Source organism: Enterobacter sp. QK-SA4 (assembly GCF_056856775.1).
On sequence record NZ_JBXFXH010000007.1, the window covers coordinates 2,781,196 to 2,794,531 of the forward strand.

12 protein-coding genes and 1 other RNA gene are annotated in these 13,336 nt (G+C 55.6%); 6 read left to right on the forward strand and 7 right to left on the reverse strand.

Translation table 11 applies throughout. The features are described from left to right. Positions 1-2: 2 nt before the first annotated feature. From sufB to AC1VYI_RS14940, 4 genes are all read right to left on the reverse strand, one after another. Positions 3-1,493, reverse strand: a complete 1,491-nt coding sequence (sufB, locus tag AC1VYI_RS14925; RefSeq protein ID WP_023311328.1) for a Fe-S cluster assembly protein SufB — start codon at positions 1,491-1,493, stop codon at positions 3-5. Between the two features lie 8 nt (positions 1,494-1,501). Next, a complete protein-coding gene (gene sufA / locus AC1VYI_RS14930; RefSeq protein WP_008500631.1) occupies positions 1,502-1,870 on the reverse strand; it encodes a Fe-S cluster assembly scaffold SufA in 369 nt (122 codons plus the stop codon). A 313-nt stretch (positions 1,871-2,183) separates the two neighbouring features. Further along, the gene (locus AC1VYI_RS14935; RefSeq protein ID WP_023311326.1) at positions 2,184-2,912 is read right to left on the reverse strand and encodes a MerR family transcriptional regulator; all 729 of its coding nucleotides are present in this window, start codon (positions 2,910-2,912) and stop codon (positions 2,184-2,186) included. 188 nt (positions 2,913-3,100) lie between these two features. Beyond that, positions 3,101-4,321 carry a diguanylate phosphodiesterase gene (locus tag AC1VYI_RS14940; protein ID WP_134866484.1) on the reverse strand — a complete coding sequence of 407 codons (1,221 nt, stop codon included), beginning with the start codon at positions 4,319-4,321 and terminating at the stop codon, positions 3,101-3,103. A gap of 337 nt (positions 4,322-4,658) precedes the next feature. Here AC1VYI_RS14940 and ycgZ point away from each other — a divergent pair, with 337 nt between their 5' ends. The 4 genes from ycgZ (at position 4,659) to fdhF (ending at position 7,872) form a co-directional block, all read left to right on the forward strand. Further along, a complete protein-coding gene (gene ycgZ / locus AC1VYI_RS14945; protein WP_023311324.1) occupies positions 4,659-4,898 on the forward strand; it encodes a regulatory protein YcgZ in 240 nt (79 codons plus the stop codon). A gap of 4 nt (positions 4,899-4,902) precedes the next feature. Beyond that, a complete protein-coding gene (locus AC1VYI_RS14950; protein WP_045353775.1) occupies positions 4,903-5,223 on the forward strand; it encodes a hypothetical protein in 321 nt (106 codons plus the stop codon). A 28-nt stretch (positions 5,224-5,251) separates the two neighbouring features. Next, positions 5,252-5,530 (forward strand): biofilm/acid-resistance regulator YmgB/AriR, encoded by a 279-nt coding sequence (locus tag AC1VYI_RS14955; RefSeq protein ID WP_023311323.1) that lies wholly within the window; start codon positions 5,252-5,254, stop codon positions 5,528-5,530. A gap of 191 nt (positions 5,531-5,721) precedes the next feature. Further along, a complete protein-coding gene (gene fdhF / locus AC1VYI_RS14960) occupies positions 5,722-7,872 on the forward strand; it encodes a formate dehydrogenase subunit alpha (RefSeq protein WP_047742113.1) in 2,151 nt (716 codons plus the stop codon). An 88-nt stretch (positions 7,873-7,960) separates the two neighbouring features. On the opposite strand, the gene AC1VYI_RS14965 is transcribed toward fdhF, so the two are convergent. From AC1VYI_RS14965 to ydiJ, 3 genes are all read right to left on the reverse strand, one after another. Continuing rightward, complete coding sequence (locus tag AC1VYI_RS14965; protein WP_003857766.1) at positions 7,961-8,155, reverse strand: YdiH family protein; 195 nt, start codon at positions 8,153-8,155, stop codon at positions 7,961-7,963. An 85-nt stretch (positions 8,156-8,240) separates the two neighbouring features. After that, positions 8,241-8,651 (reverse strand): 1,4-dihydroxy-2-naphthoyl-CoA hydrolase, encoded by a 411-nt coding sequence (menI, locus tag AC1VYI_RS14970; protein WP_023311321.1) that lies wholly within the window; start codon positions 8,649-8,651, stop codon positions 8,241-8,243. Next, positions 8,648-11,704 (reverse strand): D-2-hydroxyglutarate dehydrogenase YdiJ, encoded by a 3,057-nt coding sequence (gene ydiJ, locus AC1VYI_RS14975; protein ID WP_047742114.1) that lies wholly within the window; start codon positions 11,702-11,704, stop codon positions 8,648-8,650. The genes menI and ydiJ overlap by 4 nt, the downstream gene beginning before the upstream one ends. A 199-nt stretch (positions 11,705-11,903) precedes the next feature. Here ydiJ and ydiK point away from each other — a divergent pair, with 199 nt between their 5' ends. Continuing rightward, a complete protein-coding gene (ydiK, locus tag AC1VYI_RS14980; RefSeq protein ID WP_023311319.1) occupies positions 11,904-13,019 on the forward strand; it encodes an AI-2E family transporter YdiK in 1,116 nt (371 codons plus the stop codon). A 209-nt stretch (positions 13,020-13,228) separates the two neighbouring features. After that, an RNA gene (gene rprA / locus AC1VYI_RS14985) (antisense sRNA RprA) lies at positions 13,229-13,336 on the forward strand.

Sequence of the window (13,336 nt, forward strand, 5' to 3'; positions counted from 1 at the left end):
CCTTAACCGACGCTGTGTTCAAGACTAATGGCGAGGAGTTTCTGGGCTTCAACGGCAAATTCCAGCGGCAGTTCAGAGAACACGTCCTTACAGAAGCCGTTAACGATCATCGAGATGGCGTCTTCTTCGCTGATCCCCCGCTGCAGGCAGTAGAAGAGCTGATCTTCCCCAATGCGTGACGTCGTCGCCTCGTGCTCAAGCTGGGCCGTATTGTTACGGCACTCAACGTACGGGAAGGTGTGCGCCCCGCAGTCTGCGCCGATCAGCATCGAATCACACTGGGTAAAGTTTCGCGCATTGGTGGCCGTCGGCATGATTTTCACCAGCCCGCGATAGCTGTTCTGACTGTGCCCGGCGGAAATGCCTTTCGAGATAATGGTCGACCTGGTGTTTTTACCTATGTGGATCATCTTGGTGCCGGTGTCCGCCTGCTGATGGCCGCTGGTGAGCGCCACGGAGTAAAACTCACCGATGGAGTTATCCCCGCGCAGAATGCAGCTCGGGTATTTCCAGGTGATGGCCGAGCCGGTTTCAGACTGGGTCCACGACATCTTGCTGTTTTCGCCTTCGCACAGCGCGCGCTTGGTGACGAAGTTCAGGATACCGCCGGTATTGCCGTCGCCCGGGAACCAGTTTTGCACCGTGGAGTATTTCACCTCGGCGTCTTTATGAATAATGACCTCCACCACCGCCGCGTGCAGCTGGTAGCTGTCGCGAACCGGGGCGGAGCACCCTTCGATATAGCTGACGTAGCTGCCTTCATCCGCGACCAGAATCGTGCGTTCGAACTGGCCGGTTTTTTCGGCATTGATGCGGAAATAGGTGGAAAGCTCCATCGGACAGCGCACGCCTTTCGGTACATAGATAAAGGTGCCGTCAGAGGCTACCGCCGCGTTGAGCGCCGCAAAGAAGTTATCGTTTGAAGGCACTACGGTCCCGATGTACTTTTTCACCAGTTCCGGATGATCGTGAATCGCTTCGCCGAAGGAGCAGAAAATGATCCCCTGCTCTGCCAGCTTCTCGCGGTAGGTGGTGGCCACCGAGACGGAGTCGAAAATGGCGTCCACCGCCACCTCTTTCCCTTCGCGAACGGGCACGCCAAGCTGGTTAAAGGCCTCTTCCACCTCTTTGCTGAGGAAGCTGTTTTCAGCGCCAGTTTGCTGCACCGCGCCGGGCTGCGAGGCGCAGGTATCGTCACAGCTGCCGCAGGAGGGCGCAGAATAGTAGCTGTAATCCTGATAGTTCAGCTTGTCGTAGTGCGCTTTTAGCCAGTGCGGCTCTTCCATCTCCAGCCAGGCACGGAAGGCGCTCAGGCGGAACTCCAGCATCCACTCGGGCTCGTTGCGTTTCGCCGAGATCGCCCGCACGACATCTTCGTTAATGCCTTTCGCCAGCTCATCTGTCTGGAGCTGGGTGAAGAACCCCTCTTTATAGTTGAGGTGCCCACCGCTCCAGGTATTTACATCACTCGTTGCTTCAGTATTACGAGACATAGTACCGCCTATACCCCAAAGCTTTCGCCACAGCCGCATTCGTTCTGGGCTTTCGGGTTATGAAATTTGAATAACTGGTTTAAGCCTTCGCGGACGTAGTCCACTTCGGTGCCGTCAATAAACGGCATGGCCTGCAGCGCGACGTACAGCTTCGCGCCGTCAGTCTCGAACACCAGGTCATCTTTCTCGGGTTCGGTGACGGTGTCGAGCACGTAGCCGAAACCTGCACAGCCGGTCTGTTTGACGCCTAAACGCACGCCGAGGATCTCGGGCTTTTTCGCCACCAGCTCGTGAATATGTGCTGCCGCCGCTGGCGTGAGCGTTAAGCCGCGCCAGGCGAAATCGGCAGGATTAAAGGTTTCTGAATGCAGTTCCATAGGTCCACCTCATCTGATAAGCCATCAGGGCATAACACCATGTTAGTGATAACGATTATCACTTCAACCCTCTGTCAGCAGGGGCATTCGGCTAAAGCGCCCTTTTTGCCTGGTTTTATTAAGCATAGACCCTGTGAGAGGATGCAGTCAGGATGGATGTATTTGTTCAATGCATTGATTAATAATGCATTTCGTCGCGACATTCATAACGAAGAGAAGAAAAGTAAAATATGCATCGGAAATGCCTATTTTTGAGATAGATTTTGCACAGAAAATGACAAAAACAAAAAAGGCCCTTAAGGCCTCTTAATACTCAATGATGAAATGCGACAGCAAATCCCTGTTCACGCCAGTGGTCGAGCTGTTCCTGCTGGCGAGGCGTTGGGGATTTCCCCGTCCAGACGAAGATTTTTTGCCCGGGGAACAGTTCAGGACGCGGCGAATCGATGGGTTCCGCCAGGACGTCAATGTGCCAGCCCTTCTGCGCCAGGCGCGCGGCTTCCAGCCACAGGTGGGTGCGGTCATCGCATTCCCAGCCAATCAACAGTGCGTCTTTACCGGCTTTCTTGCGGGACTCCGCCAGGCTTGCAATCGCGAATTCAATCAGAACTCCGTCTAACAGGCTTGCCATGTGACGCACGGTATTTTGGTCCTGGTTCATGCGCTGACGGACGGGAGAAATAATATTGTCAATCAGCGCGTCTATCGCGTGATCGCGGCGGAACTCGCCAATTTTGGCACGCAGCTTTGCCGGGCTGGCGTAACGCAGAACGGTCATCATCTCTTCCTGGAATGAAACCCAGTTGCCCTGCGTCAAAACTTCTTTGTTTTCCAGCAAGGCTTTGACTTTTCCGACCGAGACGCCGCTTTTCATCAGGCGTTTGATCTCTTCGATACGCAGGATATCTTCATCGTCAAACTGACGATGGCCCCCTTCGCTGCGCTGCGGCTTCAACAATCCATAACGGCGCTGCCAGGCACGCAGCGTAACGGGGTTGATACCGCATCGTTCGGCCACTTCGCCGATACTGTAATAGGCCATTAACTCCCTCACGCTCAGAACTTCCATACCTAACTGCACCAACCTTATCAGATTGTACACACTATTTGTATAACTAAGACCGCATTTTGAACCGGTGAACGGGGTTCTTTTCCATCCACCTGTTAATACATTGTTGTATAAAATTTGCCGTTCGTACAGTTAACTCTGCCGGATTGTGTACAGCTTTATCAGAATTCGAACTTTTTCTCAGGCCACGCAATCGCGGGAATACCGCCGTGTCGCGGGCTGGCAAAAAGATGCCCCTGGAACTGGGATATTCCCGCTGACTCCAGCCACATCCACTCTTCAGCCTTCTCTACCCCCACCGCGCAGAACTGGATCTCAAGCGAGGCACAGCATTTGATAATCGCCTGGATAATGGCCTGTCGGGGACCACTTTTGTGCACGTTTGCGACCAGATCGCGATTAATCTTAATTCTGTCCGGCTGAAACTGAGCCAGCAGCTGCAACCCGGCAAATCCGGCACCAAAGTGATCGATCGTCAAGCTGATGCCCGCGCTTTTTAACTGCCTGACCGAATCCGTGAATTCATCGAATCGGGAAATGGCTTCGCTCTCGGTAAACTCCACCACAATTTGCTCGGGTACAAACCCATTTGCTTCAATGGCGGTGAGCAGGAAATCAACGGCGTTGGGAATGTTGACCAGCGTCATCGGCAGCAGGTTAAGGGATAACGTCTGGTCCTGTAGCCCCAGCGCGCTGGCCATGGAGAGCGCAACCTGCTTGCTTTGTAAATCCGAGGCATACACGTCGTCACGCGGCAGACTGGCGAAGTAAACTCCCGGCGCGCCGCCGTCAGGCGTGCGGAGAAGCGCCTCCCAGGAGACGACCTGCTGCATAAACGGATCGACTATCGGCTGGAACGCGAAGCTGCAATCCGCCCCTTTCGCGACCACCTCGGGCTGCGCGGACAAGCGCGTCTCTTCGCGCACGAATTCCCAGGAATCCGCAGGAGGCAGTTCAAAATAGTTCGCTTTTTCCGTGGCCTCGACAAAGGTGCGGAAAAACTGCAGCGGGCGGTCGTTGTACGTCAGCTGATAGCGCGTCGTCCCCCTGTTGAGCACCTCTTGCAGCACCTCGTCCCTGTCGAAGTGGCGTAAATCAAAAAGCTCCATGCCCAGGTTGCCAAAACGACGGACAGGTCCGTGATCGCGCATCAGCTCCACTACGTTGTGGTGGCGAGGGTCGTTGCAAATCTGCTCATAGATGGCAGAAACGTGTTCCACTGGCCCTTCAAGCAGCTGAAAAAAATGTGTGCCATTAAACAGCAGGATCCCCGTGATATTGGATTGCTGGTTTTTACTATTTGCAGCAGCAACCATGACTTCCAGCGCTTTCACTGGAACGTCCTCGCAGATATGACTGCGGTAAATGATGGTGGTGAGCATGCGATTCCTGGGGTTAGGGGTTTGGCCACAAAAGAGGTGGATAAGGTTCATTTATAGCACATTAATTGCCTGACAAATAATTTACATCTCAACCGTTTACGGCAATTTAAGAAACGTTTTTCCTGGCTGTACAACTTAACAGCCCTCGACCATTTTGTACAATATATCCTGTAATATTATCTCTCTACCACACAAACACAACTAACTGAATATAAAGAACTTTATAAAATATATCGAAGAAATATTAAAAATCTGTACATTTTTAATGTACAGATTTGGAAATTATGTATACCTTAAATGTAACGTTACTGATTACAAAATTTTACAGGAGCGAAACATGCAGCAGAAAGGTTACGTCGCAGATTCCGCAGCAGCAATCGCACAGTACTTCGAAAAAGCCGTGCTTCCTACCCAGCAGGAGACGCTGGGACAGGTGGTTGTTGAAATTCTCAGCGACGGGCGAAATCTGAATCGCAAATCGCTTTGTACAAAATTGCTCAGCCGCCTCGAAAAGGCCGATGGCCCGGAAGAGGAAGAGCATTACCACAAGCTGCTTGGTCTGCTCTTCGAACGGTAAGGATATGAAGAGCAGTAACGCAGACAAACTGATCGACACGCTTATCGGTGAAGCCGTTCTCTCTCTTTTGAAAGAGCGGGGACCGGTTACAACCGAAGGATTGCTTCAGCGTCTGCGGATCATGAAAGAACATGAAAAGGATCCCCGGCGGCGGGAGACACTTGCGGTGGTGATTGCCGAGATCGGCTCAAACAGCATCGCCTTTACACGTCGCAGAACCGCGCAAGGACGAACGAAAAGAGAGGGACCTCTCAACGATAACCGGGACAATATTGTGCCGTTGTTTGGAAGTGGAAAACCGTCCGATCCAAAGAAAATACATTGACTGCAATTAACAGCTACGGTGAGAACAAATGAGACAAAATATTCAGCTTCAACCCGAATATCATTCTGCGTTTTTAGACAGTGCGCTGTCGGAATACTTCCGTCACGCAGGCGATCGTTTTGCTGAAGAGTCCGCTGTTTTTTCTACTGCAGTACGCTGTGTTCTGGCCTCCGAAGGTCATCTGTCCAATAAAGCGATTATCCTCTGGCTCATTCAGACGCTGGAAGCCACTCACGACGTGGTTCAGGCGGATGTGATTCGCAAGACGCTGGAAATTGTCGTGGGCTACACCATGGACGACCTGTAAATTCACGGCCATTCATCCTGCTTTCGTGTCATCGTCAAAACTGACGAATGTTCTGACGATGACACGCGCCTTCCCCGCTTAACACCCTGTTAAACCAGCAAAGCCAACCTGGCACGGTTCCTGCTTACCTCTGCTTACGGGACTGGGTTTTCCAGTCAACTTTGCTTCATTTCTTAACAGGTCTGTTATTGATGAAAAAGATCGCCAGCGTCTGCCCCTACTGCGGTGCAGGCTGTAAATTAAACCTTGTCGTTGAAAATAACCGTATCATCCGTGCCGAAGCCGCAGAAGGCGTCACAAACCAGGGTACCCTGTGTCTGAAAGGCTTTTACGGCTGGGACTTCCTCAACGATACCCGTCTGCTCACCCCGCGTCTGACCCAGCCGATGATCCGCTACCATAAAGGCGAGGCATTCACTCCCGTTACCTGGCAAGAGGCTATCCGCTACACCGCGCACAAACTCAGCAGCATTAAAGCGCAGCACGGGCCGCGGTCGATCATGACCACCGGATCCTCTCGCGGAACCGGCAATGAAACAAACTATGTGATGCAAAAATTTGCCCGCGCGGTGCTGAACACCAACAACGTGGACTGCTGCGCGCGCGTCTGTCACGGCCCTTCCGTGGCCGGTTTACAGGAGACGCTCGGCAACGGCGCGATGAGCAACTCAATCAACGATATTGAAAACTCAAAATGCCTGCTGGTGTTTGGCTATAACTGCGCGGACTCCCACCCCATCGTCGCCCGGCGCGTGCTGAAAGCGCGTGAAAACGGCGCAAAAATTATCGTCTGCGATCCGCGGCGCATTGAAACGGCACGCATTGCCGACCAGCATCTGCAGCTGAAAAACGGCAGCAACATGGCGCTGGTAAACGCCTTTGGCTACGTGCTGCTGGAAGAGGAGCTCTACGACAAAAGCTACGTGGCGCGCTTTACCGAGGGGCTTGAGGCCTATCGCCAGACGGTGAAAGACTATGCGCCAGAGACGGTTGAGCATCTTACCGGCATTCCCGCCCGCGACGTTCGTCAGGCAATGCGCACCTTCGCGGCGGCCCCTTCCGCCACCGTGATGTGGGGGATGGGCGTGACCCAGTTTGGTCAGGCCGTGGATGTGGTCAAAGGGCTTTCCAGCCTGGCGCTGCTGACCGGCAACCTCGGCCGCCCTGCCGTCGGCGTCGGGCCGGTGCGCGGACAAAACAACGTTCAGGGCGCCTGCGATATGGGCGTTCTGCCGAATATGTTCCCGGGCTATCAGGATGTGACCGATCCGGCGGTCAGGCAGAAGTTTGCCGATGCCTGGGGAATTGACGTCAATAAAATGGACGATCGGGTCGGAACGCGCATTACCGAGGTGCCCCATCTGGCGCTGGAAGGCAAGGTCAAGGCCTACTACATCATGGGGGAAGATCCGCTTCAGACAGAAGCCGATCTCGGTCTCGTTCGCAGCGGTTTTGAGGCGCTCGACTTTGTGGTGGTTCAGGACATCTTTATGACCAAAACGGCAGAAGTGGCGGACGTCCTGCTTCCTGCCACCTCCTGGGGTGAACACGGCGGCGTCTTTACCTGTGCCGATCGCGGGTTCCAGCGTTTTGGCAAAGCCATTGAGGCCAGCGGCAACGTGAAGCGCGACTGGGAAATCATCAGCCTGCTCGCCACTGAGATGGGCTACCCGATGCATTATGACGATAACCAGCAGATCTGGGATGAGATGCGCGAGCTGTGCCCGCTCTTCTACGGCGTGACGTATGAAAAAATGGGCGAGATGGGCCACGTGCAGTGGCCGTGCCCGACGCTGGATCATCCGGGAACGCCTTACCTGTATAAAGACAATCAGTTCGACACCCCAACCGGTAAAGGGCAGCTCTTTGCCGCCCCGTGGCGCGCGCCGGCGGAAACTCCGGACGCGGATTTCCCGCTGGTGCTGTGTACGGTGCGTGAAGTGGGGCACTACTCCTGCCGCTCGATGACCGGGAACTGCGCCGCGCTGCAAAGCCTGGCCGATGAGCCGGGCCGGGTGCAAATGAACCCAGCCGATGCGGAAAAGCTGGGCATCTCGGAGGGCCAGCTGGTCTGGGTGCGTTCGCGTCGCGGCAAAGTGATTACCCGCGCCAGCATTAGCGAGCGTATCAACGCCGGGGCGGTCTACATGACCTATCAATGGTGGATTGGCGCCTGCAACGAGCTGACCCAGGATAATCTCGATCCCATCTCCAAAACGCCGGAAACGAAGTACTGCGCGGTGCAGCTTGAGGCGATTGAGGACCAGCGCTGGGCGGAGGATTTTGCGGCGTCTGCGTATCAGTCCATGAAGTCGCGGCTGATCAACGCCGTCAATGTCTGAGGAAAATATCGGGTGGCGTCACCGCCGCCCGATACTGAATTTCAGACACAAAAAAGGCCGCACTCGCGGCCCTTTTACTCTCATGTACTCAATGGACGTGAACGCCCAACCGCCAGGCAAAGTAGATCTCTTCTTTCAGTTCATTCGAAGAGAGCGCCAGCAAATCTGTAAATTCCAGCTCAAGCTGTTTCAGCTTTTTCAGATACTGCGCCGGAGACAGGTTGCTCTTATCGCGACGTAAATATTCAATTGCCAGCTGTGTTGGGGTTATTTCAGTATCCATGATGTCCTCGCTTATGTACAAAACCTGACCAGTATATCACAACGGACTGGCTAGTTTTTGACCAAAGGCAAAACATCTAAAAACTTTACACAACCGCCGTGGTCAGCCGCGACGAGCAGCACAGGCGATCCTGCTCATCGAGAATATCTATCTGCCACACCTGATGGCGGCTTCCGGCGTGCAGCGCGCGGCAAACACCGCGCACGCGCCCGCTGCGCACCGAGCGAATGTGGTTAGCATTCACCTCGAGTCCGACAACCTTCTGCTCCCCTTCGGTACAGAGATACCCCGCCACCGAGCCCAGCGTTTCGGCCAGCACGACGGAGGCCCCGCCGTGCAATAAGCCAAACGGTTGGTGGGTGCGACTATCGACCGGCATGGTGGCCTCAATCTCATCGTCGCCAATGCGGATGAACTGGATATCCAGCAGCCCCACCATATTCCCCTCGCCCATGGCGTTCAGCGCCTGCAGCGTGACGGCACGTTTCCAGATCATCCAATTATCTCCAGTAAAGCCTGCAATGGGTGACGCACACCGTTACCTTCTACCCGTTTTACCTGGCTGCGGCAGGAGTAGCCCGTAGCCAGACAGCGGTTTCGCGGCAAACGCTGCATCGCCTGATGCCAGGACAGCTCATAGATGCCGAGCGAGTTGGCGTGGTTTTTCACTTCGTGTCCGTAGGTTCCGGCCATCCCGCAGCAGCCTACGTTGACGCTCTCCAGCTTCGCACCGAAGCGGGCAAAAACGGATGCCCACTGCGCGGGGGCACCCGGCAGAGCGGTCACTTCCGTGCAGTGGCCGAACAGATACCACGGTTCACCGCTGACGTCCTGAACGGCCTTATCTGCCAGCGCCACCGGAAGCCACTCGTGCACCAGCATGACGTTAAAATCGCCGCGCTTATCGCCCAGCGTCTGCTTATATTCATCGCGATAGCAAAGCACCAGCGCCGGATCGACGCCGACCATCGGTATCCCGAGTTGCGCCACGCGGTTTAAGAAGTCAGACGTTTTCTGCGCGGTCTTCGCAAATCGCTTCAGGAAACCCTTAATGTGCTGCGCCTTGCCGTTGGGAGAGAACGGCAGAACCACCGGCTGGTAACCCACCTTCTCCGCCAGACGGACGAAATCGGCCACAACCTGCGCATCGTAGTAGCTGGTGAACGGATCCTGCACCACCAGCACCACATTCGCTTTTTGCTCTGGAGCGAGCGCCTCCAGCTGTTCGAGGGTCATGTTCGCCGAACGGTGACCGACGAGCTGGCGCTGCAGAGACGGGACCGACAGCAGCGGAAGATCGACCATGCCGATGTGTTTTTCGGAGAGCTTGCGCACCAGCGGCTGGTTGATAAAGAAGTTAAAGGTCTTTGGCGCCCGCGCCATCAGCGGCGCGTAGCTTTCCACCGTCGCCACCAGATGGTCGCGCACCGGGCGGAGGTATCGGGTGTGGTAAAGCTGCAGGAAACGCGAGCGGAATTCCGGCACGTCGATTTTAATCGGGCACTGGGTGGAGCAGGCTTTGCAGGCCAGACAGCCGGACATCGCCTCTTTCACCTCATGGGAGAAATCATACTCGCCCTTGTTGGCATGCCAGCTGTTGCGGGTGCGCTCAATCAGCGAGCGCAGGCTGGCCCGTTTTTCCGGGAGCTGCTGCTCCAGCCTGAGCGGATCAACCCCGCGATCGGCCAGCAGACGCAGCCACTCGCGCACCAGCGTCGCCCGCCCTTTCGGCGAGTGGATACGGTTGCTGGTAATTTTCATCGACGGGCACATCGGGCTTTTCACATCAAAGTTAAAGCACAGGCCGTTGCCGTTGCACTCCATCGCGCCGCGCCAGGACGAGCGCACCGCAATCGGGATCTGCCTGTCGTAGGTGCCGCGCTTGACGGCATCCACCTGCAGCATTGGCGCGTCTACGCCTTCAGGCGGGCAGATTTTACCCGGGTTGAGGCGGTTGTGCGGGTCGAACGCCGCTTTCACCTTACGCAACTCCGCGTAGAGCTGTTCGCCAAAGAATGCCGGACTGTATTCCGCGCGGAACCCTTTCCCGTGCTCTCCCCACAGCAGGCCGCCGTATTTGGCGGTTAAGGCCACCACGTCGTCGGAGATCTGCTTCATCAGGATCTCCTGCTGCGGGTCGCACATGTCCAGCGCCGGACGCACGTGCAGTACCCCGGCGTCGACGTGGCCGAACATGCCATAGCTCAGGCCGTGGCTGTCCAGCAGGGCGCGAAATTCCACGATGTAATCCGCCAGATGCTCGGGCGGCACGCAGGTATCTTCGGCAAAGGGAATGGGCTTCGCCGCCCCTTTCGCATTGCCGAGCAGGCCCACGGCTTTTTTACGCATCGCATAGATACGCTCAATCCCGGCCAGATCGTTACAGAGCTGCCAGCCGATCACGCCGCCTTCACCCTGCGCAATCAGCTCATCCAGCCGCTGGCAGAGCGTGGTGACCTGCCGCTCAATCAGCTCCGCATCATCGCCGGCAAATTCCACGATGTTGAGACCGAGCATCTCTTTGTCCGGCACGTCGGTAATGAGGTCACTCACGGAGTGCCAGACAATATCTTCCCGGGCCAGATTGAGCACCTTAGAGTCGACGGTCTCCACCGACAGCGCCTGCGCTTGCACCATAAACGGCGCATTGCGCAGCGCGGAGTCGAAGGAGTCATATTTGACGTTCACCAGACGGCGCACTTTCGGCAACCGGGTGATATCCAGCCGCGCTTCGGTAATAAACGCCAGCGTCCCTTCGGAGCCGGTCAGCACGCGGGTTAAATCAAACTGGGTCAGGTCGTCGTTAAAGACGTGACGCAGATCGTAACCGGTCAGAAAGCGGTTCAGCTTGGGGAATTTATCGAGAATAAGCTGGCGGTTGTCGCGGCAGCGCTCCAGCACGGTACGATAGATACGACCGCTGGCGGTGTTGTCTTTGCCCAGCGTTTCCGCCAGTTCAACCGGCATCGGCTGGGTATCGAGAATATCGCCGCCCAGCAGCACCGCACGCACGCCCAGCACGTGATCGGAGGTTTTACCGTAGACCAGCGAGCCCTGCCCGGAGGCATCCGTGTTAATCATCCCGCCAAGGGTCGCGCGGTTGCTGGTGGAGAGCTCAGGGGCAAAAAAGTAGCCGTACGGCTTGAGATACTGATTAAGCTGATCTTTGATGACGCCCGCTTCGACCCGCACCCACCCCTCCTCAGGGTTGATCTCAATGATGCGGTTCATATAGCGCGACATATCAACAATGATGCCCTGGTTTAGCGCCTGACCGTTGGTCCCGGTGCCGCCGCCGCGCGGCGTAAAGACCAGCGAGGCAAACCGCTCCTGCGTGGCGAGCCGGGCGATAAGCGCGACGTCGGCCGTTGAACGAGGGAAAACCACGGCATCGGGAAGAAGCTGGTAGATACTGTTATCGGTCGCCATCGTCAGCCTGTCGGCATAGTTCGTGGCGGTATCACCTGTAAAACCCTGTTGCTCCAGTGCCTGCAAAAAATTAAGCACCAGCTGAACGACGCCAGGTGCCTGAGAAATCTGTGGGATCATGACTGTCGACCCTAATTAGAGTTGTATGAAATCGTTTGCGTGTATCTTAAAAGTTTTATCACATTTTTTTCTTATAATCTCTGCTGAATTACAGGCAGAATTCGCCTGTTAAAAACCGCTGAGATCATTAATGATTAAAGAGACGCGGTTTTCCGTTCCCGCCAGTCGTACTGGCGTTCTTTTAAGGAAAGTTTCATTTATGGTCAATCTTCGCCAGCCCAGGGATGTTGCGCAAATTTTGCTGTCGGTGCTGTTTCTGGCCCTCATGATTATTGCGTGTCTGTGGATTGTTCAACCCTTTATTCTCGGCTTTGCGTGGGCTGCGACCGTAGTCGTTGCCACGTGGCCTTTGCTGCTGCGCTTGCAGAAGCTGCTGTTTGGCCGCCGCGGGCTCGCCGTACTGGTCATGACGCTCCTGCTGTTCTTGCTGTTTATTATTCCGATTGCCCTGCTGGTGAATAGTCTGGTGGATTCCAGTGGCCCGGTTATTCGCGCCATTAGCAGCGGTGACCTGACGCTGCCGGATCTCGCCTGGCTAAACAGCATTCCGGTTGTGGGCTCAAAACTCTACAGCGGCTGGCATAGCCTGCTGGAGATGGGCGGCAGCGCGCTGATGGCAAAAGTCCGCCCGTATATTGGCACCACTACCACCTGGTTTGTCGGTCAGGCGGCGCATATCGGCCGCTTTATGATGCACTGTACCCTGATGCTGCTCTTCAGCGCCCTGCTCTACTGGCGCGGCGAGCAGGTGGCTTTAGGCGTTCGTCACTTTGCCACCCGCCTGGCGGGCAAACGCGGTGACGCCGCGGTACTGCTGGCCGCACAGGCCGTGCGCGCGGTTGCGCTGGGGGTGGTGGTCACCGCGCTGGTGCAGGCGGTGCTGGGCGGGATCGGTCTGGCAATTTCCGGCGTACCGTACGCCACCGTGTTCACCGTTGTCATGCTGATGACCTGTCTTGCGCAACTGGGACCGTTGCTGGTGCTGGTCCCCAGCATTATCTGGCTCTACTGGACGGGCGATACCACGTGGGGAACGGTGCTGCTGGTCTGGAGCTGCGTGGTCGGCACCATGGATAACGTGATTCGTCCGATCCTCATCCGCATGGGCGCAGACCTGCCGCTGATCCTGATCCTCTCCGGGGTCATTGGCGGATTGATTGCCTTTGGCATGATTGGCCTGTTTATTGGCCCGGTGCTGCTCGCCGTCACCTGGCGTCTGTTCTCTGCCTGGGTGCATGAAATTCCGCCGCCGGGAACTGACCCTGACGTGATTTTGAGCGAACTGGAAGAGCTGGAAGAGAAGAACACGCATTAAGGTATGCTGCCGGGTGGCGTTAACGCCCACCCGGCCTACACTCTCCCGCATGATACTTAAACACTGCTAAAGTATTTATTCGTTGCTCACTGGTCAGACCCGCCTTTTCAGCAGTAAGTCTACTAATAACCTCAAGAATTCTTTACGTCTCTTTAACTATTGAGACGAATCCGATCGACGCTAAATAACACAATGCCTACTATTAGCACACGGTTATAAATCAACACCTTGATTTATAAGCATGGAAATCCCCTGAGTGAAACAACGAATTGCTGTGTGTAGTCTTTGCCCATCTCCCACGATGGGCTTTTTTTTAT

What these genes read in the sequence shown, in the direction of transcription:
- sufB (WP_023311328.1), bottom strand. Translation starts at nt 1,493, where the DNA reads ATGTCTCGTAATACTGAAGCAACGAGTGATGTAAATACCTGGAGCGGT.
- sufA (WP_008500631.1), bottom strand. Translation starts at nt 1,870, where the DNA reads ATGGAACTGCATTCAGAAACCTTTAATCCTGCCGATTTCGCCTGGCGC.
- ydiK (WP_023311319.1), top strand. Translation starts at nt 11,904, where the DNA reads ATGGTCAATCTTCGCCAGCCCAGGGATGTTGCGCAAATTTTGCTGTCG.
- AC1VYI_RS14935 (WP_023311326.1), bottom strand. Translation starts at nt 2,912, where the DNA reads ATGGCCTATTACAGTATCGGCGAAGTGGCCGAACGATGCGGTATCAAC.
- ydiJ (WP_047742114.1), bottom strand. Translation starts at nt 11,704, where the DNA reads ATGATCCCACAGATTTCTCAGGCACCTGGCGTCGTTCAGCTGGTGCTT.
- AC1VYI_RS14955 (WP_023311323.1), top strand. Translation starts at nt 5,252, where the DNA reads ATGAGACAAAATATTCAGCTTCAACCCGAATATCATTCTGCGTTTTTA.
- fdhF (WP_047742113.1), top strand. Translation starts at nt 5,722, where the DNA reads ATGAAAAAGATCGCCAGCGTCTGCCCCTACTGCGGTGCAGGCTGTAAA.
- ycgZ (WP_023311324.1), top strand. Translation starts at nt 4,659, where the DNA reads ATGCAGCAGAAAGGTTACGTCGCAGATTCCGCAGCAGCAATCGCACAG.
- AC1VYI_RS14950 (WP_045353775.1), top strand. Translation starts at nt 4,903, where the DNA reads ATGAAGAGCAGTAACGCAGACAAACTGATCGACACGCTTATCGGTGAA.
- AC1VYI_RS14940 (WP_134866484.1), bottom strand. Translation starts at nt 4,321, where the DNA reads ATGCTCACCACCATCATTTACCGCAGTCATATCTGCGAGGACGTTCCA.
- AC1VYI_RS14965 (WP_003857766.1), bottom strand. Translation starts at nt 8,155, where the DNA reads ATGGATACTGAAATAACCCCAACACAGCTGGCAATTGAATATTTACGT.
- menI (WP_023311321.1), bottom strand. Translation starts at nt 8,651, where the DNA reads ATGATCTGGAAACGTGCCGTCACGCTGCAGGCGCTGAACGCCATGGGC.